The following is a 25,533-nucleotide window of genomic DNA, read 5'->3' on the forward strand; positions in this document are numbered from 1 at the left end:
CGCTGTACCGGACGGCGCGTCAGCACGGCTGTGTCGCCGTCGAGACCACCCCACCCCACTGGGAGCCCGACCATGTCCGTGGCCAGAACCCGCGCCACCGGGGCGATACTCGCCGCCGCCTGCTGCGTGACCATCGTCGCCGTCCCGGCGACAGCGACCGCCGCGACCCCGCACACCAGCCGGACCACCCCCACCACCGCGTCCGGCCCCGCAGTCGCCCACCACTCCGCCGCCCGCCCGTTCGGCGCCCACCACGGCCGGGCCCGGTTCGCCGGCGGCGTCTGGGGCGGCTACGTCGCCCAGGGAAGCGGATTCCAGAGCATCTCCGGGTCGTGGACCATGCCCCAGGTCACGTGCAACACCAGCAACGACCTGTTCGCGCCCTGGGTCGGCATCGACGGCTACGGCTCGCAGACGGTCGAACAGACCGGTGTCCAGGTGGACTGCTCCAGCGGTCAGCCCGTCCTGTCCGGCTGGTACGAGATGTACCCGGCGGCGCCGCAGTACTTCAGTGACCCGGTCTCGGCCGGTGACTCCTTCACCGGCTCGGTCACCACCGACGGCTCCGGCAACTACACCCTCACCCTGGCCGACACCACCAAGGGCTGGTCCGAGAACACCACCCAGTACCTCGACGCGCAGGACGTCAGCGCCGAGGCGGTCATCGAGTCGCCCAGCCAGAGCTACCCGTCCTTCAACGAGCTGGACTTCTCCGGCATCACCGTCAACGGCCAGGTCTTCGACTCCTTCTCGCCGCAGGCGATCGACAGCGGCCAGTACACCGAAACCTCCCTGAACAACGGCTCGTTCGCAATCGTCCCCGCCTCCGGGGCCGCCGCCGGGACCGCGCGCAGCCACACCGCGTCGTCGTCCATCGGGCACCGGCCGTCCGTGATCCGGTACTGACCGCTCCCTCTCGTTCTTCCCGCTTGCCGCTCCCCGCTTCCGCTTCCCGCTGACACGTCAGCACCTGCCGGAGCGCCCGAGGCGCTCCGGCAGGCCACCAGCCTGGACTTCACAGAAACGCGAGTGACATGAACCCCTCACCCTCCCGCCCCCGCGGACGCCGGGTGCGTGCCGTGCTCGGTGTGGCCGTAGCGGCAGCGCTGCTCCCGGCATCCCAACTCCTCGCCGCGCCACACGCGTCCGCCGCCCCCGCCGCCTCCGCCGCACCGGGCGCGTCCCAGTCGCACGGGGCCGACACCGCGGCCCGAAGCGCGGACGGCGGCGTGGTCCACTTCGTCCGCAGCCACGGGCACCTGGTCCGGGTCGTCACCCACGGGCGCTACGGCATCGTCGCCGCCGACGGCACTTCGGCCGTCCCGGCCAGACGGCGCGCCAACTCCGGCGGCCTGCAGTACAACGGCGGCGTCGTGCAGCACAGCCCCAGGGTGTACCTGGTCTACTGGGGTTCCCAGTGGGACAACGACAGCAACGGCATCCAGCCCTACATGACGAACCTCTTCAACGGGATCGGCACCAGCTCGGACAGCTGGTCTGCCACCACCACCCAGTACCCGGACTCCAGCGGCACCGGACCCTCGTTCACCGGACCGGTACTGGCCGGCAGTTGGGTCGACGACAGCGCGCCCGCCCCGGCCGCCGCGCAGCAGGCCGACATCGCCGCCGAGGCCGACGCGGCCGCCTCCCACTTCGGCGTGGCCGGCGACCCGGACGCCCAGATCGTGGTGATGAGCCCGCACGGAACCTCCCCCGACGGCTGGCCCTCGTCCGGATTCTGCGCCTGGCACGACTACACCGGCAGCGTCTCGTACAGCAACATGCCCTACCAGCTCGACGCACCCAGCGGCAGCCGCTGCCCGAACGCGGCCTTGGGCGGCAAGCTGGACGCGTTCAGCATCGTCGAGGGGCACGAGTTCGCCGAATCCGTCACCGACCCGCAGCCGTCCAGCGGCTGGGTCGACGCGAACGGCGAGGAAATCGGCGACCTGTGCGAGAGCAACTTCCAGGACGTCACCCTCTCGACCGGCACCTTCGCGATGCAGCCGCTGTGGAGCAACAACGACGGCGGCTGCGTGATCACGCCGGGCTCGGGCACCGGTTCCGCCACGGCCCGCTGATCGGCCCGGCCCAGGCCGGGCCCTGCCGGGCCGGCCGACCCCTCGTGTGGCAGGCCCGGCAGGGATGCTAGAAAGCCCTGGTGACCGATCATCCTCAGCAGCCTCCGACCGTGCGTCTGTTCGTTGCGCTGGCCCCGCCCGACGACGCCAAGGATGAGTTGGCGGGCGCCCTGCAGTTCGCCTACGAGAAATACGCCCACCTGCGGTGGAATCGGATCGAGGACTGGCACATCACTCTGGCGTTCCTCGGCGAGCTCCCGGTCACGCTCATCCCGCTCCTCCGGCCGGCCCTCGCCCGTCTGGCTGCGGGTCGTCCTTCCCTGGGCTTGGGCCTGGATGGCGGCGGCCACTTCGACGAGCGGCTGCTGTGGACCGGGATCGAGGGGGAGCTCGACGGACTGCACGTCCTTGCCGAGGACGTCCGGAACTCGGTGCGGGCCTGCGGCATCGCCTTCCAGGAGCGCCCGCTGCGCCCCCACCTGACGTTGGCCCGGGGACGGCGCGGTCAGCAGGCCGACATCCTGTCGGCGGCCGCGAGCCTCACCGATTTCGCCGGCCGCACCTGGCAGGCCGAGCGTCTCCACCTGGTGGGCAGCAACATCGGCCGCGGCCCAGGGGTGATCCGCTACCGCGACATCGAGTCCTGGCGGCTCGCCGGCGGATCCTGACGGCTGGGGCGGCGCCGGGCCTGCCCTCCGTTCGTCTCGGCGTGGGTCAGCCGATGGTGGCGGTGTCGATGACGAAGCGGTAGCGGACGTCGGAGGCCAGGACTCGCTCGTAGGCCTCGTTGACCTGGTCGGCGGAGATCACCTCGATGTCTGCGCCGATGCCGTGTTCGGCACAGAAGTCGAGCATCTCCTGGGTCAGGGCGATGCCGCCGATCATCGAACCGGTCAGGGTCCGACGAGCGCTGCTGAGCAGGAAGCCGTTGACGACCATCGGTGCGGGGCCGGCGCCGACGTTGACGAGGACGCCGTCCACGGTGAGCAGTCCGAGGTACGCGTTGACGTCGAGGTCGGCGCTGACGGTGTTGACGATCAGGTCGAACCGCCTGGCGAGCTCGGTGAACGTGGCCGGGTCGGAGGTCGCGTGGTAGTGGTCGGCACCGAGGCGGCGGCCGTCCTCCTGCTTCTTGAGCGACTGGGACAACACGGTGACCTCGGCGCCCAACGCGTGAGCGATCTTGACGGCCATGTGGCCCAGGCCACCGAGTCCGACGACCGCAACCTGCTTACCGGGGCCCGCGCTCCAGTGTCGCAGCGGGGCGTAGGTGGTGATGCCCGCGCACAGCAGCGGAGCGGCGGCGGCCGAATCGAGGCTGTCGGGGACGGACAGCACGAAGTCGGCGTCAACGACGATGTGGGTGGAGTACCCGCCCTGGGTGGTGGTGCCGTCGTGGTCGGTGAAGGCGTAGGTGAAGACCGGGCCTTCCGTGCAGTACTGCTCGTCGCCGCCGAGGCAGGGGGCGCACCGGCCGCAGGAGTTGACCAGGCAGCCGACCCCGACGCGGTCGCCGATCCGGTGCCGGGTGACGTCGGTACCGACCTCGGTGACGGTGCCGATGATCTCGTGGCCGGGGACGACGGGGAAAGGCTGGGGACCCCACTCGCCCCGGACGGTGTGGATGTCGGAGTGGCAGATGCCGACGTACTGAATGGCGATCAGGACGTCGTTCGGCCCGACGGGACGGCGTTCGACGGTGGTCGGGGCCAGCGGCAGGCCGGCGGCTGGGGCTGCGTAGGCTTTCACGCGCATGGCTGCTGTCCTTTGACGGGAGTGGGGCCGGGTTGAGTTGGCGGCGGGTGCAGTGGTGCCACCCGACGGGAGTCCCTTCCGTTGGGGGATCACGGCTCTGGCATCCAGATAACCGCGCTTCCCGGCGACGAGCGAGGCACCACGGATGTACGTGCCGGTACATCCCTCTCCTGGCGGGCAGGCTGTCAGGACGGGACGTGGATCCGGTGCCGCAGACCGCAGCTCCCGTGGACCTTCCGAAGCCGGGGAGGTGGATAGGGTGAGGGCGTGTCTGGTTCACCCTCTCCCTCCCCCGCCTCGTCCTCGTCCTCGTCCTCGGCTTCGTCCCCGGCTCCGTCCCCGGCGGAGCCCGCGTCGCCGCGGGGCGGCTCGTTGCGCAGCGAGTACCGGGAGCTGACCCGGAAGCGGCTGCTCGACGCGGTGCGTGAAGTGCTGGAGGAGACGGACTACGCGGCCGCCACGGTCGAGGAGATCGTGCGGCGCGCCGGGGCGAGCCGGGCCACGTTCTACGTGCACTTCCGCTCCAAGGGGGAAGCGGCCGCAGCGCTGCTGGACCGGGTGACCCCCTCGGACCGGGGTGCCTATGCCAGCCTGCCCGAGGCGGCCCGGACGCGAGCCGGGCTGCGCCGCTGGCTGGAGGAGTCCTTGGACTGGTACGAGTCGCAGGCTCGACTGCTGGCGGCGCTCAACGAGGCGATGGCGGTCGAGGGTACGGTCGCCGAGCGCCGTTCGGCGGCGGTGGAGCGGCTGGTCGAGGCGCTGCCGGAGTACCTCGAACGCTGGGGGGACCCGGCGCGGGCGCGGGTGCGCCTGCAGCTGCTGCTGCGGCAGTTCCACCAAGTGGCCATGGACACGGTGGTGCAGGGCGCATGGCAGCCTGACCGCGCACTGCTGCTGGACGAGATGACGGAGGCGTGGTGGGCGGTCCTGGGCGGCGAGGAACGCGCGCCCAGGACCTGACCACCACCCGGGGCCGAACCGCCGCCCGGGGACCTGCCCCCGGGGACCTGACCGCCACCCAGGCCCGCCGCGTCAGTCCGCGCCGACCCCGGTGAGCAGGCGCAGCTCCACCGCGTCCTGGTCCACACCCGACGCGCCTCCGGTGCCGCCGCCAGCGCGGCCGTGGCGGCTCCCCGCCCAGCCGAGCAGGAACGACGCCGGGATCGAGACGATGCCGACGCTCTGCAGCGGGAACCAGGCGAAGTCGAGGGCGGGGAAGAGCGTGCCGGGTCCCCCGGAGACGGTGGGCGAGATCGCCTGCAGGCCGATGGCCAGCGCGGCGCCGCCGTAGACGGACCAGAGCAGGCCGGTGCGGTTGTATCCCCGCCAGAAGAGGCTGTGGACGAGGGCGGGCAGCACCGCGGACGCGGCAACCGTCACGGCCAGCATGGAGAGGAACTGCACGTTGTAGCCCTGGGCGGCGATCGAGAGCAGGATGCCCACAGCGCCGAACAGCACCGCCGACCACCGGACCGTGCGGACCTCCTTGGCCTGGCTCAGGTGTCCGCGGCGGACGGCGTAGGCGTGGACGTCGTGCGCGAGGCTGGCGGCGGCCGTGAGGGTGATGCCGGCGACCACGGCGAGCACGGTGACGAAGACGGTGCAGGCGACCGCCGTCAACAAGGTGACGCCCGCCGTGGTGGAGGGACCGCCCGCCAGGTTTCCGGCCAGAAGCAGCAGTGCCGCTTGGCCGTTGGGGTTGACGGCGGAGATCATGGCGCTGCCCACCACCGCGGCGGCGCCGATGCCGAGGACGGCCAGGGCGAGGCTGTAGACGCTCACCACGCCGAACGCGTACCGGGTGGCGCGGCGCGCTGTGGCACCGTCGGACATGGCGCTGATCCGCATGATCATGTGGGGCATGCAGGCCGCACCCAACACGACGGTGATGTGCAGCCCAGCGATGTTCACCGGGTTGCTCGCGGTGACGCCGAGCTGTGAGGTGGAGCGCAGGTAGGTGGCGGGGTGGCCGCTGCCCTGGGCGGCGGCGGAGAGAAGGGCGTCGGGGCTCCAGTGGAAGTGGGCGAGGAGGCAGACCGTCGCCCCGGCCAGGGTGACGGTGACCAGGAGCACCTTGGCGATCTGCATCAGGCTGGTGCCTTTCATGCCGCCGGCGACCGTATAGGCGATCATCAGGGCGCCGATCAGCACGATGCAGGTCTGCTGCGCTCCGGCGCTGTTCATGCCGAGCAGCATGGCGGTGGCGGCGCCTGCGCCGCTCAGCTGGACGACCAGGAACGGCAGTGACACGGCGAGCGTGGCCACGGTCGCCGCGATCCTCGGCGCGCTGCCGGGGGCGCGCAACGCGAAGATGTCCCCCAGCGTGTACCGGCCGGCGTTCCGCAGTGGACGAGCGAGGACCAGCAGCGTGCCGAGCGCGAGCGCGGTGCTGACGTCGAGCAGGATGCCGTCGTAGCCGGACAGCGCGATGACGCCGGTGGTGCCGAGCATGGTCGCAGCGGAGGTGTAGTCCCCGGAGAGTGCGAGGCCGTTCTGAAACGGCGTCAGGTTGCGGTTTCCGGTGTAGAACTCCCCGATCTCGTCCCGGTCCGGCCCGACCAGGACGCAGAGCAGCAGCGCCAACCCGACGAAGGCGAGGAACGCGATGAGCACCGGAGTGTGCGTGCCCTGGCCGGCGCCTGGCACCGGGGCGGAAGGCGCGGCGGCCAGCAGGGTCGGGCTCACCACTCGGCCCGTCGATGCGTCGGGTTCCGGTTCCGTGCACCAGCGGTCGCGGCAGTCGCGGCGGCCTCCTGCTGCTCTTGGCGCGCCTTGATCCGGTCGGCTTCCGGGTCGAGTTCCCGGGCGAGGCGGCGGTCGTAGGCGAAGGTCGTGCACACGGCCAGGACCCCGAGTGCTCCGCAGAGCAGCAGACCCAGGTTGATCCGTCCGATCACCTCCCTCGCCAGCACTCCGGGCGCGGCTCCGGCCAGCAGCACGAGCGAGACAAAACAGGCGCCGTTCACGCTCACCAGCCGCCGGTCGATCCGGCGGAGACTGTGCCGCAGTCCGTCGACCCTGACCGGCTCCGGCGACTGTGGCCGGACGTGCCGCGGCGGCTGCGACGCGCCACCGAATCCGGCTGGCGGCTGCCCTGAGCGGGACATGGGATGCATCGAAGCGCTCCTCGGTGCGAGAGGGAAAAGCGAGGGGGGACCGCGCGCCGCGTGCGCGGCCTCCGGACAGCGGCGATGGAGTGGCGTCAGCGTAGCCAGCCATGAGGTCACTGACTAGACATACGTCTAATGAAGAGATGTCGTTTCACATACTGGTCGGTCGGCGGCCTGCTCGGCGCCGCGCTTCTCGCCGAAGGCGCGGGAGGGCGCGGGAGAGCGCGGGGAGAGCGCGGGCAAGGGCGCGGACGGCGCTCGGGATCGGCCTGGGTCACCAGGCCCCCGGCCGCGTCGAACGCGCACGCTCGCAGGACGGCAGCCCGGGCCTCCGGCCGGGATGCTTCACGCAAGCGTGATGAGGAGACATGGACACGCCACATCACGGCAAATGTCGACTCCTAGCCTGGTCACCACATCGTCGCGCTGACCGATCGTCAGCTCACGGTGGCCACGCTCCACTTACGTCCCAGGAGGACACAGCCGTGACGCTTCGCCTCAGGACCCTGGTCGGTCTGCTCGCCGCACCGCTCCCGATCCTCGCTCTCGCCGCCACGCCCGCCATCGCCGCGAACACGCCCACCAGCACCGCCGCGGTGCGCGGTGACGTGTTGCCGGCTCTCAGCCACTCCGTGCGCACCGGCGCGATCGCGGCCAACCGCCGAATATCCGTCCAGGTCAGCCTCGCGCTGCGGGACCGGGCAGGACTCGCCGCCTTCCTGAACCAGGTGGCCGACCCCAAGTCCGCCCAGTACAAGCACTACCTGACGGTTCACCAGTTCGCCGCCAGGTTCGGAGCCACCGCCCCGACCATCGCGAAGGTCACCGCCTACCTCACCGCGCAGGGCCTGAAGGTCTCCGCGCCCACCGCCAACCACCTCACCCTGTCGGCGACCGGGACCGCCGCGCAGATCGAGAAGGCCTTCGGCACCCGGCTGGCCACCTTCCACGAGGCCCGCACGGGACGTGACTTCTTCGCCAACACCGCCGCGCCGCAGCTCCCTGCCGCGATCGCCTCCGCGGTCTTGGACGTCTCCGGCCTGAACGACTACGCAAGGTTCGACTCCTACGCCGCACCGGCGTCCATGCCCCGGGCGCAGTCCCACGCGGTCACCGGTCTCACCCCGACCAAGGCCCGCAGCGCCTACAACCTCACCTCCACCGTCGGCGCAGGCTACAACGGCACCGGCTCGACCGTGGCGCTGCTGGAGTTCTCCGCGTTCAAGCAGACCGACATCACCAAGTACGACAGCAACTTCGCGCTCAAGCCGACCACACCGACCGTCGTCAACGTCAGCGGCGGCACCACCGACCTGTCCGGCGAGGTCGAGGACGAACTCGACATCGAGGTCGTCCAGGCCATCGCGCCGGGCAGCACGATCAAGGTCTACGAGGCTCCCAACAGCGACGCCGGCGAGGTGGCGGTCTACGCACAGCTCGTCAGTGACGACGTCCCGATCATCTCCACCAGTTGGGGTATCGACGAGGCCGACGAGACGCCCAGCAACCTCACCGCCGTCCATGCCGACCTCCAGGAGGCGGCCGCCCAGGGCCAGTCCGTCTACGCGGCCTCCGGTGACAACGGCTCCGACGACGCCGGGAACGGCGGCACCTCCGTCGACTTCCCCGCCAGCGACCCGTCCGTCACCGGAACCGGCGGCACCACCCTCGCGCTCACCTCCGGCGGCGCCTGGTCCGCGGAGACCGCGTGGTCGGGCAGCGGCGGAGGCGTCTCCTCCGAGTTCGCCACCCCCGCCTACCAGACGCCCGTCAACAGCGGCAGCCACCGCACGGTCCCGGACGTCGCCGCCGACGCCGACCCGAACAGCGGCTGGGCCGTGTACAGCCAGGGAAGCTGGGGCGAGGTCGGCGGCACCAGCGCGGCAGCCCCCAACTGGGCTGCCTTCACCGCCATCTACGACAACGAGGCGAAGGCCAAGGGCAAGCCCGCCTTCGGCTTCGCCAACCCCACCATCTACTCCCTGGCCCAGTCCACGCACTACAGCTCCGCCTTCCACGACATCACCACCGGCAGCAACGGCGCCTACAGCGCCCACGCCGGCTACGACCAGGTCACCGGCTGGGGTTCCTACAACGGCGCCGGGTTCCTCAGCGCCGAGCTCGGCTGACACACCGTCAACATCACTCCCCCGACAGCCCATGGCGTCCCATAGCGGCCCATGACAGCCCGGGATCCACGCAGCCGGGCAGCCTCCATTCGGGAGGCTGCCCGGTGCAGCATCACGCGGCCAGGACGACCAGGCCGGTCAGCCGGAAGCAGGCGCCGCCGCCGTCCGCCCCATGCAGGGACTCGGCCGTCAGGTCCGCGCCGTGGGCGCGGGCGATCTGGCGGGCCATGGCGAGGCCGAGGCCGGAACCGGGGAGGGAGCGGGCGGCGCCCGCGCGGTAGAAGCGGTCGAAGAGGTAGGGCAGGTCGTCGTCGGAGATGCCAGGCCCGTGGTCGCGGACGGAGAGCTCCAGCGTGTCACCGGCTGGGCCGCGCGCCACGTGGACCTCGACCGGCCCGCGTCCGGCGCCGAACTTGGCCGCGTTGTCGAGAAGGTTCGCCAGCAGGCGGGACAGGCGGGCGGGCACGCCCGAGACGAGTGCGTCGGTGACCCCCGGACCGCGGGTCAGGGAGAACTCCTGCCCGGGCCAGTGCTCGCGGGCTGCGGCGACAGCGTGCTCGATCAGCGGGAACACCCGGACGTGTTCCAACAGCGCCTGCGGCTCCTCGTCGCGGGCGAGTTCGACGAGATCGTTGACCATGCCGGTGAGTTCACGCAGCTGACGACCGAGCGCACCGGACGCGCGGTCGCGCTGTGCGTCGGTCAGCCGGTCGGCGCGGGCCAGGAGTTCGACGTTGGTGCGCAGCGCGGTGAGCGGGGTGCGCAGTTCGTGGGAGGCGTCGGCGACGAGTCTGCGCTGCGCGGTGACCGACTGTTCGAGGGCGTCGAGCATGGTGTTGAAACTGTCGCCGAGACGGGTGATCTCGTCCGGGCGGTGCCGGGACGTGGCGTGGGAGGCGATGCGGTGGTGCGGATCGCGGGTGCGGGTGATGCGTTCGACCGTGGCCGTCAGGCGGGTGACCGGGCGCAGGCCGGTACGGGAGACCCACCAGCCGAGCAGTCCGGCGACCAGGACACCGGCGGCACCGGTCGCGGCCAAGATCGCGGCTGACTGACTCACCGCCCGCTGCACCCCGTCGGAACGCAGCGCGGCTTGGAGGGCTACCCCGGAACGGAACCGGGTGACGAGCATCCGGGCGGGCTGCCCGTCGACGGTGGTCGCGGTGTAGTACGGCGCGCGTGTCCCGGCCGCGACCTCGCGGACGGCCGGACCGACGGGAAGTACGTACGCGTCGGCGGGTGCGCGGGGGTCGCGGGCGGGATCGGCCGGGACCACCTGGGTGCAGGCGGGAGCGGCCAGGTAGCGGCACTGCCCCGCCAGGACGCCGGGCGGGTCGTCGCCGTGCTGCTGCACGGCGACGGTGGCGGCCTGGGTGAGGTCCAGGTCGAGTTGGTGGGTGAGCTCGTAGCGGATCAGGACGAAGGCGGCCCAGCTCAGAGCGAGTGCGACAGCGGCGACGGCGAGGGCGGCGGTGCAGGCGAGCCGGGCCCGCAAGGTGAGGGCGGGCAGCCTCGGCGGCCACAGGGCGGTGCCGCGCGCCGGCCGTGCGGAACGCAGGCTCACGGTGCGGCCAGCCGGTAGCCGATCCCGTGCACGGTCTGCACCAGTCGCGGCTCGCCGTCGGCCTCCAGCTTGCGGCGCAGGTAACCGACGTAGACGGCCAGGGAGTTGGAGTCCGGACCAAAATCGCGACCCCAGACGCGCTCCAGCAGGGTCTCCCGGGTGAGCGCCTGCTCAGGGTGGCGCAGCAGAAGCTCCAACAGCGCCGCCTCGGTCCGGCTGAACTCCAGCAGCCGCGCGCCGCGCCGTCCGGTGCGGGTGGCCGGGTCGAGCGTCAGGTCGGCGTAGCGCAGTTCCTCGTCCGGCAGCTCGGGCGCGGTGCGACGCAGCAGGGCGCGGACGCGGGCCGTCAGCTCGTCGAGGGCGAAGGGCTTGACCAGGTAGTCGTCCGCGCCGGCGTCCAGCCCGTCGACGCGGTCGCTGACGCTGTCGCGTGCGGTGAGGACGAGCACAGGCGTCCGGTCGCCGAGCGCGCGCAGTCGGCGGCAGACCGCCAGGCCGTCCAGGACGGGCATCATCAGGTCGAGGACGACCGCGGCGGGCTCCTCGGTGGCGATCTTGCCGAGTGCGTCGTGCCCGTCTGCCGCCTGGAGCACCTCGTACCCCTCGACGGCGAGGACGTCCGCGACCGCGTCGCGAACCTCGGGGTCGTCGTCGACCACCAGGATCCGTGTCACCTGCTGGTTCTCCTTCCGCATCCGGTGCTGGTCCGCGCCGACCATCATGGCAAAGCGGATCGGGCAAACCACTGTAGAACGGGCGGCTGCCAGAGCTCTTAGAACCCTCTTAGCCCAGGTCACCACGGTGGAGGCATGCACACTCCCCTATCGGTGGTGATCGGCGCCGGAGGAACCGGCGGACACATCTATCCCGGGCTCGCGCTCGCGGAGGCGCTCCGGAGAGCGGACCCCACAGCGGTGGTCTCCTTCGTGGGGACCGAGCGTGGCCTGGAGACGCGGCTGATCCCGCAGGCCGGCTACCAGCTGCACACCGTGGACATGATCCCCTTCGACCGCTCGCTCGGCGCCCGCCGCTACCTGCTGCCGGCCGACCTGTTGCGTGCGGCGCGCCAGGCGCAACGGGTGATCGAGCGTCAGGGCGCCCAGGTCGTGGTCGGGATGGGCGGATACGCGTCCGCTCCGGCGGTCCTGGCCGCGCGGTTGGCCGGGCTGCCCAGCCTGATCCACGAGTCGAACGCGGTGCCGGGACGGGCGAACGCCTTCGCAGCACGGCTGACACCGCACGTCGCGCTCGCCTTCGAGCAGAGCCGGGCCCATCTGCCCGGCGCGAGTCGCGAGCGGGCGGTCACGGTCGGCATGCCGCTGTCGGGGCCGTTGGCCCGCTTGGACCGGCAGGCGTTGCGCGCGTCGGCGCGCCGCCAGCTGGGCGTCCCGGCGGGTGCGCGCCTGGTCCTGTTCAACGGCGGAAGCCTGGGGGCGCAGCGACTGACCGAGGCCGCACTGGACCTGGCGCGGCGCTGGCGACACCGCCTCGACATCCGACTGCTCGTCAAGACGGGTCCGCAGCAGGTGGACCACGCCCGCGCGGCGCTGATGGACAACGGCGGCGCGGCCGTCGCGCAGGCGGTTCCCTACCTGGACCGGATGGACCTCGCCTACGCGGCGGCGGACATCGTGGTCTGCCGCGCCGGGTCGGCGACGGTCGCCGAGCTGGCCACGACCGGTGTCCCCGCGATCCTCGTCCCTTACCCGCACGCACCCGGGGATCACCAGTTCCACAACGCCAAGGTGCTCGCCGACGTGGGCGCGGCCCACATCCTGCGCGACGCCGACACGACCGCCGAGGCCCTGGCGGGGCTTCTCGACCCGCTGCTCGCCGACCCCACCCGCCTCGCCGCGATGAGCGGCGCCGCTGACCCCGGCACCCATGCCCAGGCCGCCGACCTGCTCGCCGCACAGGTCCAGCGCCTGGCCGGCCGCGTCCCCGGTTCGGCCCCGTACCCCTACCCCTATCTCCTGGAGCGCCCAGCATGAGCATCACGAACCTGTCGGAGAAGATCAGCGACACGACGACCACCACGACCGGGAGCGGCCGGTGGGCCGGGCGGACCGTGCTGGTGACGGGAGCGGAGGGCTTCATCGGTTCGACCCTGGTCGACCTGCTCGTCGCCCGCGGTGCCCGGGTGCGGGCGTTCGTCCACTACAAGCCCTACGCCGATCGCGGCCACCTGGCCGGGTATCTCGACCACGACCGCGTCGAGATGCTGGCGGGCGACGTGCGCGATGCGGGCCGGGTCAGCGACGCGGTCGCCGGGTGCGACACCGTCTTCCACCTCGCCGCGCTGATCGGCATCCCGTACAGCTACGACTCGCCGGGCGCCTACGTGCAGACCAACGTCGTCGGCACCGAACACGTGCTGGAGGCCTGCCGTCGGCACGGCGTGCGGCGCCTGCTGCACACCTCCACCAGTGAGGTCTACGGCACCGCGCTGACCGCTCCGATCCGCGAGGACCACCCGCTCCAGCCGCAGTCACCGTACTCGGCGTCCAAGATCGCAGCGGACATGACGGCGCTGAGCTTCCACCACGCCTTCGAGCTTCCGGTGACCGTGGTGCGGCCTTTCAACACCTACGGTCCACGCCAGTCCGCCCGAGCGGTGATCCCCTCGATCCTGGCCCAACTCCACGCGGGAGCCAAGGAACTGAGGATGGGCTCACTGACTCCGACCCGCGACTTCACCTACGTCGCGGATACGGCGGCCGGCTTCCTGGCGCTCGCGGACTGCGACCGCGCCGTCGGCGAGGTCGTCAACCTGGGAACCGGCCAGGAGATCTCCATCGGCGACCTCGCCCGTTCCCTGATCGAGGCCTCGGGCCGCACGGACGTCGAGATCACCGTCGACCCGGCAAGGCTCCGCCCGGCCGGAAGCGAGGTCCACCGGCTGCTGTCGGACAACTCCCGCGCGCAGGACTGGTCCGGCTGGCGGCCGGAGGTGACCCTCGCCGAGGGCCTGTCCCAGACCTCCGCCTGGGTCGCCGACCATCTGCACCTGTTCGACCCGCGTCGCTACGCGGTCTAACGCTGCCCCCTGCGGTGGACGGGGAGGCTGACGCTCAGTCCCACCCCGAGGAGCCCCTGACGCTTCACCGCGTCGGGGGCTCGTTCCGCGTGGGCGGCGCGAGTAGGGTGCGCTCATGGACCTCTCGTGGGACTTGCTGCGCCCCGTGATGCGCGTGCCGTACGTCCCGACCCTCGGCCCGATCCACCCGGACGCACTCGGCCCCGACCTGCTCGCCGACGTGCTGGCGGTCGCCGGAACCGGGCGGTTCCTGCCGCACGACACGGACCAGCGCTGGTCGGCGCTCAAGGACGAGAGCGTCATGCCGCACGACGTCGAGCAGGACCCGGAGCGGACCGTGATCCCGACGATCAGCACCTGGGGGCGCGGGGTGGTGACGGTCCACCACTTCGGCGCCGACCCCGCTCCCGTCGGGGAATTGCTGGAGCTCGCACGGAAGTTGGCCGCGCGGGAGGACGTCGATCGGGCGCGCGCGATCTGGTTCCAGCCCGAACGGCCGGAGCAGGAGCAGGAGCCGGAGCAGCTGTCCGGCGTCGCCGTGACCCGCGTGCAGCTCAAGACCTTCCGTCCCGGCGAGAACGAGCCAGTCGACGGTGTCGAGGATCTGCGGCGCCTGCCTGAGCAGGTCCGGGCACGCTTCGCCGTGTTCGCCGAGCACATGGCCGCGGACGGCTTCGCCTTCCTGTGGCGCCAGTTCCAGGCCGATGCCCTGACCGGGCCCATCCTCACGATCGTGTCCGGCGACAGGGTCGTCGGGGCGATCGGCCCGATGGAGACGATGAAGGACCCTGCCGGGCACGTCCGTCTGCTCCCGCAGTATTTCGGCGTGCTACCCGAGCAGCGCGGCAACGGGTACGGCCGACGCCTGTGGCGCGCGGCGATGCACTGGGGCCAGTCCAGCGGAGCCGAGTATCAGCTGTTGCTCACCGAACTCGGCAGCGCATCGGACACGCTCTGTCAGGCCGAAGGCCTCGACACGCTCGGCTTCGTCCACACTGCGAGGGCCTGACCAGGGGAGCCACAGCGAGACCGCGGCGAACGCTGCGGCGCCGGCGGGGTCGCTGCCTGGAACGGGACCTCAGATGTCGAGTGCATCCACCCAGACCACGGGGTGCGCGGGATCGGTCATGTCCACAGCCACCGATCGGGGGCTGCTCCCCATCGGGCCGTCCGGTTGGTCCTGGCTGTAAACCATGTGCGGACCGACGGGTGGGGTCAGCCCGCAGGGGCCCGTGGGCTTCGAACTGGACGGGAAGATCGTCCAATCTCCGTCGGTCACTCGGGTCGTGGGCGTCGGGGGAGAAATCCGGCTCGCCGTGAGGAAGGAGGCCAGGCCGGCTGCGGTCGTCGTGAAACGCAGACTCAGGTCTGAATCCCCCTGCAAGCCACCCACGGTTGCGGTGAACACGACGCCCGTCGCTCCGCGAGGCAGCACCAGCTCGAAGTGACTCGTCGCGTCCGCGAGCGGGTCGTTGTTCATGGATGTCTGCGGGCAGACTCTGCGATCAGAAGCAGCGACGTGATCATCCGGCGGCGCCCAGGAATCCGCGAGGGATTTCAGCAACCACCACACACCCAGCCCCACAATGACAGCGGCCACGGCCACTGTGACAGCCGCCAGATACCTGCGTCTTCTCGTCACCAGCGCCCCACCCCCGCTCCCCGGCGAAAGCCGTGATCATACGGCAGCACCACGCGGCATGCGCCGCGCCCGGATTCGCGGTCACCAAGAGGCTGATGGGCCGGGGGCAACCCCGACCGCTTGCCTGCCCAGGCCGGGTTCCCTACAGCCATCCTCGACGGATGGCCTGGGCGCCGGCCTGAAAGCGGCTGGTGGCTCCGAGCCGGGTCAGCAGATCCGTGATCCGGCGACGCAACGTGCGCTCGCTGATGCCCAGCTGACGGCCGATCGCGTCGTCCTTGAGGCCCGCGTGCAGCAGGTGCAGCAGCGAGCGCTCGGCGTCGGTGAGGTCGGGGTGCGCCTCGGTCGTCTCCCGCGCGTCGGCGGAGAAGACCGGCGTGGCCTGCTGCCAGCTCGCCTCGAAGAGTTCGACGAGGGCGTCGCACAACCGAGAGCGATGCACCAGCGCCGCGATGCTGCGCGTTCCCGCGCTGCTGGTGCTGAGGGGGATGACGGCGTCGCGCCGGTCGATGACGACCATCTTCAGGGGTACGCGCGGCACCACACGGGAGAGTTCACCGGCGACGACCAGCTCGCGCAGCAGCGCCGCGCGTTCGGGGATCGCGAGGACCTCGCTGGCGTACACCGCACGCACCCGGACTCCACGGGCCAGCAGCTCTCGCTCGACGCGCGAGGCGGTGGCGTCCGGGGTGACGTAGGGCGGGGTGTCGAAGGCGAGGACCTCCTCCTTCGCCCCTGCGAGCAGCTCGGCCAGGCTGGCCGTGATCGCCGCCGGTCCCTCGACGACCTCGACCAGGCGCAGCGGGTCGCTGCGCAGCATGCGCTCGTGGTACTCGGCGGCGTAGGTCTCCACGGCCGCCGCGGTCCGCTCCAGCTCCAGCCGCTTGGCGTGGATCAGCGTCGTCAGGCCCACGCGCGGGTCGACCGCGTGGTAGCGACCGGGGCGACCGGTCTCGACGTAGGCGAGGTCGAGAGCGAGGAGCGAGTCGAGCGCACGGCGGACCCGCTGCTCACCGACACCGAGCAACTCGGCCAACTCCGCGACACCGGCCGGCGAGCGCGCCACCAGATGCCGGTAGACCTCCTCCACCTGCTCGTCCAGGCCCACCGAACCAAGCATCACTGTTCCCGCCCCTTTGACGATGCGTCCGCCCTCGCGGACCGGGTGCCGTGATCCTACGGCCGAAACCGGCGACTGACCGGTTCCGGCCGCCACCAGACCTCCCGCACCCCGGCATTTTGCTGGGAGAGTGCAACAACTTTGCACGACGAGACTCCGCGTCCACCTCGCGCATCCGCTGTTCCTATCCCCGTGAGGCTGTGCCTCCTGAGACGAAGTGACGGGCACCCATGACATCTGGACGGGGCATACGCTCCGGCACGGTCGCCACCGTGCTGGCAGTGGCCGCCGCCTTGCTCAGCACACCGCTGGCCCACGCCGGCAGCCAGCCGAGCGGGAAGGACATCCGCCTGAACGCCGCGGCGCTGACCAAACTGAGTCAGCGCTACGAGAACCGGACCGACGGCACCGCCGGGCAGGTCGCCGCCGAGGAAGGCAGCAGCTCCGCCGCCCCCGCGCTGCCCAGCGCCACCCCGGGCACCAAGCCGCTGCTCGGCACCCACACCGCCGACACCGCAGGCGCGTCAGGCACGTCCGGCACCGGTCCCGGCTTCCAGCAGACCGGGCAGTGGGAAACCGCACGCGGCTTCGCCGAGACGACCACCCTCCCGGGCACCCACGACTGGGTCGACGTCTTCTCGGGCGGCACGGTGGGCCGCTACAACTCCCACGGCGACCAGATCTGGAACCGGCCCGCCACCTCGCTGATGAAGGACTGGCAGGTCACGGCGGAGAACTGGTACCAGCCGTACCCGTACACGCCCAACCTCTACGTCGGCTACAACCCCTACGAGATGTCCACCACCGGCCAACACCCCTACGCCACCGGCGACTTCAGTCACGACGGTGTCGACGACGTGGCGGTGGCCTCCGCGGTGGGCGACCAGCCAGCGCGGCCGTTCACCTCGCCCGGCTCGCAGCTCAACTACGGCACCTTCCTGACCGTCCTGGACGGTCGCACCGGAAAGACCTTGTGGAGCAAGCTCGTTCCCGGCTATGTCGGCACCATGCTGGTCCAGGACGGCAAGCTGATCGTCGCCGAGTCGACCGGCCCGCAGTGGAACGTCGACCCGGTCGCCGAACAGGGCGACAGCCGCAGCAACCTGACGGCCTACAGCTTCAGCCCGCAGCGCGGCGGCACCCTCGCCGCCACCACCGACTGGACCTACTCCACCCAGGCTCCCTGGGCCAACTGGGGCGACGTCGAGCCGGCAGGTCACGGCGAGATCGCCGCGACCTGGTCCGACACTCCGCTCGGACTCGGCAACCCGCGTCCCGCCGACGGCAACGTGCTGCTCATCGACACCGGCGACGGTTCCGTCGCCATGCACGCCAAGACCCCCGGCTACCCGCGCATGGTCGCCCAGGACCCGACCAGTGACCGGGTCCTGGTCGTCGAGCAGAACGACCCCTTCGACGCCGTGCGCTGGGAGCTGACCGCCTTCGACCCGCGCACCGGAGCCCGCAGCGTGATCGCCGAGCGCGACGGCACGGTCCCGGAGGCGTTCGCGGTCAACCCGCACGCACACAGCGGCCAGGCCACCTACGCCGTCGCCGAACTGGGCATCAACGCGGACCTGAGCGACGGCCAGAGCACGGTCTCCGGCTGGGACGCGCGGGGGAACACCCTGTGGTCGTACACCACCGCCTCGACGGTCAGCGGCCCCAACGCGCCCACCATGGCGCTGGCCTACCCGACCGACGGCCGCGGTGAGGTCGTCGCCTCCGTCTCCGACCCGAACAACCCGAGCGCGAGCCTGCCGGACGGCCCCGAGCACACCCAGCTGATCGGGTTCGACCCGCGCGACGGCCACGTCGACTGGCAGAACCAGGGCGCACTCTCCGGCGACACCCTGACGCCGTACCAGAACGGCCTGCTGACCGTCGGCTACGACGACACCGCGTACACGGTCGATCCGCACAGCGGGCGCTCGGACGCGATGCCACTGGCCGGCGACCCCCACGCCGCCGCGACCGTCGGCACCGGCGACCGGCAGGAGCTGATCACCGGCGGCCAGAGCCGCGGCGTCTTCGGCCTCGACGCGCGCACGCTCAAGAGCCCGACGCCGGCGGTGCTGTGGCACGCCACCGTCGACGCCTCGGTGCACGCCGTCAAGGCTCTGCCGGGCGGCCGACAGGTCGTCGTCGGCACCGACCACGGCTTCTCGGTGCTGGACGCCCGGACGGGAGCAGTCCTGCACACCGTCCGCACCGGCGGGTTCGTGGCCTCGCTCACCGTGACCGGTGACAGCCACGGCGGCACCGAGATCGTCGTCCCCGGCAGCAGCCTGACCGCCTACCGGCCCGACGGCAGCGTGCTGTGGACCTTCCAGCCTGCCGGCACCGCGGGCAAGAGTCTCGTCTTCTCCAGCGTCACCACCGACGACAGTGGTCACCTGCTGCTGGAGTACGGCGGCACCATGTCGTCCGCCCTGTACACCGCCGCCAGCGACCCGGCCCCGACCGCGGTCAGCCTGGACGAAGCCACCGGCACGCCGGTCTGGACCGAGACCACGAACGACCCGGGCGCGGCAGCCATCGTGCCGACCAACCCGGCGCTGGCCGACCCGAACGTCCCCGGCGGCCACGGCCACGGCGTGGCCTTCGCGTTCAACGGCACCTTCAGCAACAGCGCCCACCTCGTCCAGATCCTCGACTCCCGCACCGGAGCGGTGATCCGCACCAACGAGACCGTGGGATCGAACACCTTCCTCGCCTTCGCAGCCTCGAAGGCGGACGGCCTGGCCGAGATGCGCACCTTCGACATGACGGACTATCCGGCGGACGGCAGCGCACCCTACGACGTGCCGACCTTCCTCGGCTTCCACTCCGGGACCTTCGCCACCACGCCGTCCGGCGCGACCGCCTTCATCGGCGCGTACACCAGCCTCTTCTCCTACAACACCCCCTTCCCGCAAGGCCAGGACTCCCTCCGGGAGAGCGCGACCGCCTTCGCCCTGGCAGCCAGCCAGGTGCAGCCGGCCGACCTGAACGACGGCAACGGCAGCGACGTCCTCGGCCTGTCCATCGACTGGCGAGCCCTGGACATCTCGCTCCAGGCAATCGGCGGCGACACCTTCGAGCCCGACTACTACCCGCACGGCGTCACCACCTTCAAGTTCACCGACAACATGCCGTCCGGCATCCCGCTCCCGCCGAGCACCACGGCAGCGGCGTCGGGAACCGCCGGCTCATCCTCACTGACCACGCAGGCACAGCAGAAGCTGCTCTTCCCCGCCCCCACCCAGGCGTCCACCTCCGGCGTGACCGGCCAGACCAGCGCCACTCCGCTGGCGAACCAGGGCATGCCGGTCGGCACGGCTGCGCTGCCGATCGAGATCAAGTCCTCCACCCCAACAGCCACGCCGCTCTCCTCCCCCGCCGACAACGCGACTGAGATCACCCGCGGCTACACCCCGCAGCAGATCCAAACCCGCCTGGGCCTCAAGGGCGACGGCACCGGCCAGACGATCGCCATCGTCGACGCTTACGACTACCCGACCGCCGAGGCGGATCTCAACCACTTCTCCGCGCACTTCAACCTGCCACAGACCTGCGACAGCGCCAGCTCCGGCACCGACTGCTTCAACTTCCGGGTCAGCTACGCCGACGGCAGCCGGCCTGCCGGCAACACCGGCTGGAACGAGGAGGAAGCCCTCGACATCGAGTGGGCGCACTCGGTCGCCCCGCACGCCACCATCGTCCTGGTAGAGGCAAACGACCCGTCAATGGCCGCGCTGGAGCGCGCCGACGACGCCGCCGCAGCCCTGCACCCGGCGGCGGTCAGCAACAGCTGGGGCTCCTCGGAGTTCTCCGAGGAGAGCTTCTACGACGGCCACTGCAAGCTCGCCGACTCGGTCTGCGTCCAGTCCACCGGCGACAACGGCTACCCGTCCGGCTACTCCGCCACCAACCCGTACGTCCTGGCCATCGGCGGCACCAGCCTCCAGTTGGACGCCAACGGCAACACCTTGGGCGAGACCGCCTGGCGCTCCACCGGCGGCGGCCTGAGCTTCTTCGAGCCCCGCCCGGCCTACCAGAACGGCGTCCAGCCATCGCCCTACCGGGCGACCCCGGACGTCAGCATGGTCGCCGACCCCAACACCGGCGTCCCGGTCTACCTCACGCTCCAACTCGGCGGCACCAACCGCTCGCTGTGGATGGAGGTCGGCGGGACCAGTCTGGCCGCGCCGATCTGGGGAGCGATCATCACCGACACCGACCAGCTCCGCGCGGCGGCCGGCAAGCCGCACCTGGCCTCGGCCGGCCCGGACGGCGACACCGCACACGCGGACGTCTACGCCCTCGGGAGCGGATACCTCCGCGACATCACGTCGGGCTCGAACGGCCTCTGCGGAGCGGAGTGCACCGCAGGGCCCGGCTACGACACCGTCACCGGCCTCGGTTCCCCGACCGCCGGGGTTGACGCCGCGTTGGCGGCCATGAAGTGAGATCCGGTCAGACACGCTGACCACCAGAACACCGTAGGGCCCGACGCAGGGGAAGCGTCGGGCCCTACGGCCGTGGTTCCAGCAGCGACGTACCTTGCGGCGGAGGCTGGCGCGATTGATGCTCGGACCAGGCGCTTTGACGACCCGCACCACGCCTTGAGGCCAGGAATTCGGCCAGAATGCCATCGCCAGGCAATGAGCCTTTTCCAACCTCATGCTGACGCGTTGAGGTGCAGAGCAAGGACAGCTTTGACGATGTCGGTGATGCGGCTCGGGCTGCAGCGGAGCTTGCGCAGGAGTCGCCAGCCCTTGAGGGTGGCCATGGCCTGCTCTCCGACCGGCGGATCTTCGCGTGGGAGAGGTTGACGGCCTTCTGGCCGGCGGAGAGCTTGTCCCAGCGACCGCGGAAGGGGACGCGGACGGTGCCGCGAGCGCCCTGGTAGCCCTTGTCGGCCCAGCAGCGGATGCGGGCCCTGGTGAGGGCGTCGATGATGCCGTGGGTGCGGGCTGCCTTGATGTCGTGGACGGCGCCGGGTAGGGCGGGCGAGGCCCACAGCAGCCTGCCGAGCGGATCGGTGATGACCTGCACGTTCATGCCGTGCCTCTTGTGCTTGCCCGAGTAGTAGGGCGGTCGGCGGCAACGCGGTCGATGGGCAGCAGGGTGCCGTCCAGGATGACGAACGCTTTCTCGCTGGCGGCCTGGACAGCCTGGTTCAGAGTCGGGGCCAGGGCGGCGAGGACATCGACGGCCTCGCGGCACGTATCGGTAGGCGGTGGCAACGCCGACCTCAAATGCCGCGGCAAGGGCGCTGGTAGGTGTCGCCGCAGCGCAGATGAGCGAGGGCGAGCAGGGCTTGCCGACCCGGTGTCAGCCGACGCCAGCGTGTATTCAGACGGCGCTGCCGTTCGGCCAGGTGGCGTGTGAGCATGCGCAGGGTCGAACTGGACAGGTCTATCGCGGACGGGCAGACAAGCACGGTGACCGTCCTTGAGGTCGATCGAACTTCCGCGCCCGGCCATGCACAGCGCCCGACTGCGAGGGCTGCGACCAGCGGCGGAACCGGCGGCAGGGCTGGTGATCAACTCGACACGCAGAAGGTCTTGAGGAAGCGCGCTCCAGGTGGGCATGATCCCGCGACGCCTTCAACGACTGGAATGCCTTGACCGATCATCTGACCGCTCTCGCAGTGGTCTTCCTCATCCCTGCTACGCCGGTGCTCTTGCTGGCCAACATCCTGACGCTCGCCGACGTCCTCTCGGCGGGGCGGCATGCTTGGTCCGCGGCAGGACTGAATCGCCGACGCTGGATCGCCGCCACCGTCGTCAGCCTCGTGCTTCTTCCCATGGGCTTGGTCGTGAGCGCAATGTGGAGGCTGCGGGCGCGTCGACGGCTCGCCGAAGTAGACCCTGGCAGCGTCAACCCACTCTTCAATCCGAAGAAGTCGTCGCTTTTCGACGCGGCGACAACCTGGCCCGCGCGACTGGTCCGCGGTCTTCTCGTTGCCCTGGCGGCGGTCGGAGTGGGACTCGGGGTGCCCCGGCTGATACACGACAGCGTCGGGGATCCCGCCGAGGTGGGCATCACAGACCTGAACCATGACATCGCCCCCAAGCCATGGATCGAGCAACACTGCACGACCTCGGTCGTCCATGCCCTCCACCTCGACAACGCCGGCGTGCAAGAGAACGGGCACTACTACCAGCGCTGGACGGTCACCCCCAAGCCCGGACACCTGGACCGCGTGCTCCTCGACATGGACAGCGGCACTGTCATCTGCCCGTAGCTGCAGCCACCTCGGGCCGAGACTGGAAAAGCCTCACTGAGGCAACTCGCCCCCTTGTTCGGGATCTCGAAGTCCGCTGCTGACCGGATCGTCGATCACACCGGGCAGCTTCTCGCACTCAAACAGCGGCAGCGGTTCCGCAGGGACGCCGTGCTCATCGTCGACGGCACGCTGGTGCCGACACGGGACCACAGCGTCGCCGAACAGTCCAAGAATTATCGGTACTCCACCAACCACCAGGTCGTCATCGACGCGGACTCTCAGCTCGTCGTCGTGGTCGGGCGCCCACTGCCAGGCAACCGCAACGACTGCAAGGCCTGGGCCGAGTCGGGCGCGAAGGCCGCCGTCGGAAAGGCCACCACGATCGCCGACGGCGGCTACCCGGGCACCGGACTGATCATCCCGCACCGCCGGCCGACAGGCGGCGAACTCTGCGACTGGGAGCGCGAACACAACCGCTCCCACAAACAGGTCCGAGCCCGAGTAGAGCACGTCTTCGCCCGGATGAAGACGTGGAAGATACTTCGCGACTGCCTTCTCAAGGGCGACGGCGTCCACCCCGCCATGCTCGGCGTCGCCCGCCTGCACAACCTCATCCAGGCCGGCTGAGCAGACGAGCCCGTCTGCCGTCAGACCGCACCCAACCACGCGCCAAGATCGATTACGGGACAGTCCTTTAGCGGGGCGTTTCTTCTCTGTCCCATGGTGTGTCACCTTGTAGCGCTGTAGACCGTCTAATTGCGGTGTCCACGGACGCATGGCGGACAGGATTCGGGGTCAGGGTGCGGTGTGGGTAGCCGCTTGACGGGGTTCCGGTGCCGGCTCCGGGGGCCCTGGCTTGACGTTTGCCCCCGAGTCGCGTGTCCATCCCCGGTGTGTCCGCCCGGCGGCGCGCCTGATTCCTCGGGGCAAGGGCGGCCCGGAAGGCGGGTGCGCTGATGGCTGGGCGGGCGGTTCGGGAGCGATGATGCTTACGGGACGGGTGACACTGGTCCTGTGTTCTGAGGTGCAGGTGCCGTGCTGACTCCCTGTCGGCCTGCTGCCGTGGTGGGCCGCCGGGACACCAACGTCCCGGCGGCGCAACCGTGATCCGCGGCTGGTGTTAGGAGCCGGTGAGCGCGTCGAGGACGCGCCCGTTGACCTCATCGATTGGGATGCCTCGGTTGGTCAAGGCGATGTGGACCTTGCCGTTGTCCAGCTTGACGATCAGTGACGCCGCCGCGCCATGGGGCACTCCCCCGGATGCCGCCGCCACGCCGCGGGATTCGTTTATCAGCCAGCCGAGCCCGATGCCGACCTGCCAGCCGGCACTCGGGCGGGCCAGCGGCCGGGTCGCCTCCTCGGCGAGCGGGGCGGGCAGGAGGCTGGACCAGCCGAGCCCGAAGCGGACCAGGTCGGCCGCTGTCGTCCACAAGCCGAGGGCGGCCGGGACGGTGGCGACCTTGGCGGGCGCCGGGACGAACGCTCCGCTGGTGTCGAGCATGTGGCAGCCGACGGCCCGTTCGTCCGCTGCTGGCCAGCGCTCGAGGAATGACGAGCCGGTCATGCCCAGCGGGTCGAGTACCAGCCGGGCCGCTGCCTGGGGGTAGGGCGACCCAGTGATGTCAGCGATCAGCGCCCCGAGCGCGGCGTACCCGCTTATGAATCCCGCCACGCTGCCGCGTACCCCGCTGGAGGCCAGTACCGGCCCGGTCAGCTCGGCCAGGCCGGGAACCGTCTCGGCGAGGGCCTCGGGCAGGGGGGCCAGGCCGTCGGTGCGAGTGAGCAGGTCCCGGACGGTGATGTCGCCGTTGGCGAGCCGGATGGCCCGGAGGTGGTCGTTGGCCGGCCGGTCCAGGTCGAGCCTGCCGTCAGCGGCCAGGCGGAGCACGGCGGTGGCGGTGATCAGCGTGCTGACCGCGTAGACCGGGAACCTGTGGGTCGTGCTGAGCGGCTCTTTCGGGTCCAGCCGCGCCCAGCCGCGGGCCATCGCCCACGGCTTGCCATGGTCGTCGACGCCGGCCAGCACCAGCCCGGGCAGGCCAACCTCACCCAGGGCCTGTTCGGCCACGGAGACCACTGCCTGCGGGACGTTGCCCGCCACGTCGGCGGGCGGCGCGGCGACCCGGGTATCGGTGACCGATTTGCCGACCCGGTGCGCCAATATCCCGCGCAGCCTGTGCGGCGGTTCGTTGGTTCCAGCCGTCTCGATCCGCAGGTCGCCGGCTTGAGCCCGGATGAACCGCGCGCGCTGGGTGATGACGGTAACCTCGTCCCGCAGCCGCCCGGTCCGTGCCATCGTCGACAGGCCCTCTATCAGCTGCCCGGCCGCTGGCCGGTCCAGGAATGACTGCTCGAAGTGCTCGGCCAGTTCTTGTTCTGCGGGCGGCTCCCAGTCCGGCTGGCTGGCGCCCGCCAGCCGGGAGACGACCCAGCTGAGATGGTCGAGCACGGCCTCGTCCGGGTCTGGCCGGCTGTCGCCGACGACCTGCTGCTTGAGGGCTGTCCAGCTCGAAAAGCCGTGCTCGCGCGCGATGGCGAGGTACGCCTCCCACAGGGCGGTGAATTCACCGGCCGCCAGCCGGCGGCGGGCTTCCAGCCTCAGGAAGCGAAGGCTGGGCCGATCCGGAAGTGAACGCGATGATTCGGACACGGTGGTCCCTCCCAATGCCCGGGGGTCCGCGACGTCGGGCGGGAAAGACGACCGTCGACAAGTTCACGCATACCCGGTGAGCTTTAAAGCTCTGCCTGCGGACCCAGCGGTGACCGGAACCACCGCGCTAAGCATATACCTGCGCGCGGGCGGGCGGCCCGGCGTCCTGACCAGCACCAGCGAACTGCTGCCGCCGCCGTTGGTCATAACCGGCCCCGTCGCAGTGGA

General features: G+C 70.9%; 18 protein-coding genes and 2 pseudogenes. 11 read left to right on the forward strand and 9 right to left on the reverse strand.

Translation table 11 applies throughout. The annotated features are described in order from the left end of the window. Positions 1–72: 72 nt before the first annotated feature. From I2501_RS13310 to thpR, 3 genes are all read left to right on the forward strand, one after another. Positions 73–906: a G1 family glutamic endopeptidase gene (locus I2501_RS13310; protein ID WP_236046313.1), complete on the forward strand. Its 834-nt coding sequence runs from the start codon at positions 73–75 to the stop codon at positions 904–906. A gap of 128 nt (positions 907–1,034) precedes the next feature. Then, positions 1,035–2,081 (forward strand): hypothetical protein, encoded by a 1,047-nt coding sequence (locus I2501_RS13315; RefSeq protein ID WP_196194191.1) that lies wholly within the window; start codon positions 1,035–1,037, stop codon positions 2,079–2,081. A gap of 110 nt (positions 2,082–2,191) precedes the next feature. Continuing rightward, a complete protein-coding gene (thpR, locus tag I2501_RS13320; RefSeq protein WP_328806352.1) occupies positions 2,192–2,749 on the forward strand; it encodes an RNA 2',3'-cyclic phosphodiesterase in 558 nt (185 codons plus the stop codon). 46 nt (positions 2,750–2,795) lie between these two features. On the opposite strand, the gene I2501_RS13325 is transcribed toward thpR, so the two are convergent. Then, positions 2,796–3,836 carry an NAD(P)-dependent alcohol dehydrogenase gene (locus I2501_RS13325; RefSeq protein ID WP_196194192.1) on the reverse strand — a complete coding sequence of 347 codons (1,041 nt, stop codon included), beginning with the start codon at positions 3,834–3,836 and terminating at the stop codon, positions 2,796–2,798. A 267-nt stretch (positions 3,837–4,103) separates the two neighbouring features. On the opposite strand from I2501_RS13325, the gene I2501_RS13330 reads away from it, so the two are divergent. After that, on the forward strand, positions 4,104–4,796 hold the full coding sequence (locus tag I2501_RS13330) for a TetR/AcrR family transcriptional regulator (RefSeq protein ID WP_196194193.1): 693 nt from the start codon (positions 4,104–4,106) through the stop codon (positions 4,794–4,796). 72 nt (positions 4,797–4,868) lie between these two features. Here I2501_RS13330 and I2501_RS13335 read toward each other — a convergent pair whose 3' ends face one another. Next, positions 4,869–6,521 carry a sodium/solute symporter gene (locus tag I2501_RS13335; RefSeq protein ID WP_196194194.1) on the reverse strand — a complete coding sequence of 551 codons (1,653 nt, stop codon included), beginning with the start codon at positions 6,519–6,521 and terminating at the stop codon, positions 4,869–4,871. Continuing rightward, positions 6,518–6,943 carry a DUF485 domain-containing protein gene (locus I2501_RS13340; RefSeq protein ID WP_196194195.1) on the reverse strand — a complete coding sequence of 142 codons (426 nt, stop codon included), beginning with the start codon at positions 6,941–6,943 and terminating at the stop codon, positions 6,518–6,520. The genes I2501_RS13335 and I2501_RS13340 overlap by 4 nt, the downstream gene beginning before the upstream one ends. A gap of 488 nt (positions 6,944–7,431) precedes the next feature. Here I2501_RS13340 and I2501_RS40235 point away from each other — a divergent pair, with 488 nt between their 5' ends. After that, positions 7,432–9,075 (forward strand): S53 family peptidase, encoded by a 1,644-nt coding sequence (locus I2501_RS40235; RefSeq protein ID WP_196194196.1) that lies wholly within the window; start codon positions 7,432–7,434, stop codon positions 9,073–9,075. A 112-nt stretch (positions 9,076–9,187) separates the two neighbouring features. On the opposite strand, the gene I2501_RS13350 is transcribed toward I2501_RS40235, so the two are convergent. Both I2501_RS13350 and I2501_RS13355 read right to left on the reverse strand, forming a co-directional pair. Beyond that, the gene (locus tag I2501_RS13350; RefSeq protein ID WP_196194617.1) at positions 9,188–10,570 is read right to left on the reverse strand and encodes a HAMP domain-containing sensor histidine kinase; all 1,383 of its coding nucleotides are present in this window, start codon (positions 10,568–10,570) and stop codon (positions 9,188–9,190) included. 65 nt (positions 10,571–10,635) lie between these two features. Next, a complete protein-coding gene (locus tag I2501_RS13355) occupies positions 10,636–11,358 on the reverse strand; it encodes a response regulator transcription factor (RefSeq protein WP_236046365.1) in 723 nt (240 codons plus the stop codon). A 90-nt stretch (positions 11,359–11,448) separates the two neighbouring features. Between I2501_RS13355 and murG the strand changes: the two genes are divergently transcribed. The 3 genes from murG (at position 11,449) to I2501_RS13370 (ending at position 14,685) form a co-directional block, all read left to right on the forward strand. Next, the gene (gene murG / locus I2501_RS13360) at positions 11,449–12,630 is read left to right on the forward strand and encodes an undecaprenyldiphospho-muramoylpentapeptide beta-N-acetylglucosaminyltransferase (protein WP_196194197.1); all 1,182 of its coding nucleotides are present in this window, start codon (positions 11,449–11,451) and stop codon (positions 12,628–12,630) included. Further along, a complete protein-coding gene (locus tag I2501_RS13365) occupies positions 12,627–13,676 on the forward strand; it encodes a GDP-mannose 4,6-dehydratase (protein ID WP_196194198.1) in 1,050 nt (349 codons plus the stop codon). The genes murG and I2501_RS13365 overlap by 4 nt, the downstream gene beginning before the upstream one ends. Before the next feature lie 115 nt (positions 13,677–13,791). Beyond that, positions 13,792–14,685 (forward strand): GNAT family N-acetyltransferase, encoded by an 894-nt coding sequence (locus I2501_RS13370; RefSeq protein ID WP_196194199.1) that lies wholly within the window; start codon positions 13,792–13,794, stop codon positions 14,683–14,685. A gap of 69 nt (positions 14,686–14,754) precedes the next feature. On the opposite strand, the gene I2501_RS13375 is transcribed toward I2501_RS13370, so the two are convergent. Beyond that, a complete protein-coding gene (locus tag I2501_RS13375; RefSeq protein WP_196194200.1) occupies positions 14,755–15,276 on the reverse strand; it encodes a hypothetical protein in 522 nt (173 codons plus the stop codon). A 184-nt stretch (positions 15,277–15,460) separates the two neighbouring features. After that, positions 15,461–16,438 (reverse strand): helix-turn-helix domain-containing protein, encoded by a 978-nt coding sequence (locus I2501_RS13380; protein ID WP_196194201.1) that lies wholly within the window; start codon positions 16,436–16,438, stop codon positions 15,461–15,463. Between the two features lie 230 nt (positions 16,439–16,668). Between I2501_RS13380 and I2501_RS40240 the strand changes: the two genes are divergently transcribed. Then, on the forward strand, positions 16,669–20,889 hold the full coding sequence (locus tag I2501_RS40240) for an outer membrane protein assembly factor BamB family protein (protein WP_196194202.1): 4,221 nt from the start codon (positions 16,669–16,671) through the stop codon (positions 20,887–20,889). Between the two features lie 212 nt (positions 20,890–21,101). Here I2501_RS40240 and I2501_RS13390 read toward each other — a convergent pair. Next, positions 21,102–21,866, reverse strand: a pseudogene (locus I2501_RS13390) (transposase family protein). 183 nt (positions 21,867–22,049) lie between these two features. On the opposite strand from I2501_RS13390, the gene I2501_RS13395 reads away from it, so the two are divergent. Both I2501_RS13395 and I2501_RS13400 read left to right on the forward strand, forming a co-directional pair. Further along, positions 22,050–22,673, forward strand: a complete 624-nt coding sequence (locus tag I2501_RS13395) for a hypothetical protein (protein ID WP_196194203.1) — start codon at positions 22,050–22,052, stop codon at positions 22,671–22,673. Between the two features lie 33 nt (positions 22,674–22,706). After that, positions 22,707–23,282 (forward strand): annotated as a pseudogene (locus I2501_RS13400) (transposase); the annotation flags it as partial. A gap of 493 nt (positions 23,283–23,775) precedes the next feature. Here the strand turns inward: I2501_RS13400 and I2501_RS13405 are convergent. Further along, positions 23,776–25,305, reverse strand: a complete 1,530-nt coding sequence (locus I2501_RS13405) for a serine hydrolase domain-containing protein (RefSeq protein ID WP_196194204.1) — start codon at positions 25,303–25,305, stop codon at positions 23,776–23,778. Positions 25,306–25,533 lie beyond the last annotated feature (228 nt).

Source organism: Streptacidiphilus fuscans, assembly GCF_015690355.1.
Taxonomy (GTDB): domain Bacteria; phylum Actinomycetota; class Actinomycetes; order Streptomycetales; family Streptomycetaceae; genus Streptacidiphilus; species Streptacidiphilus fuscans.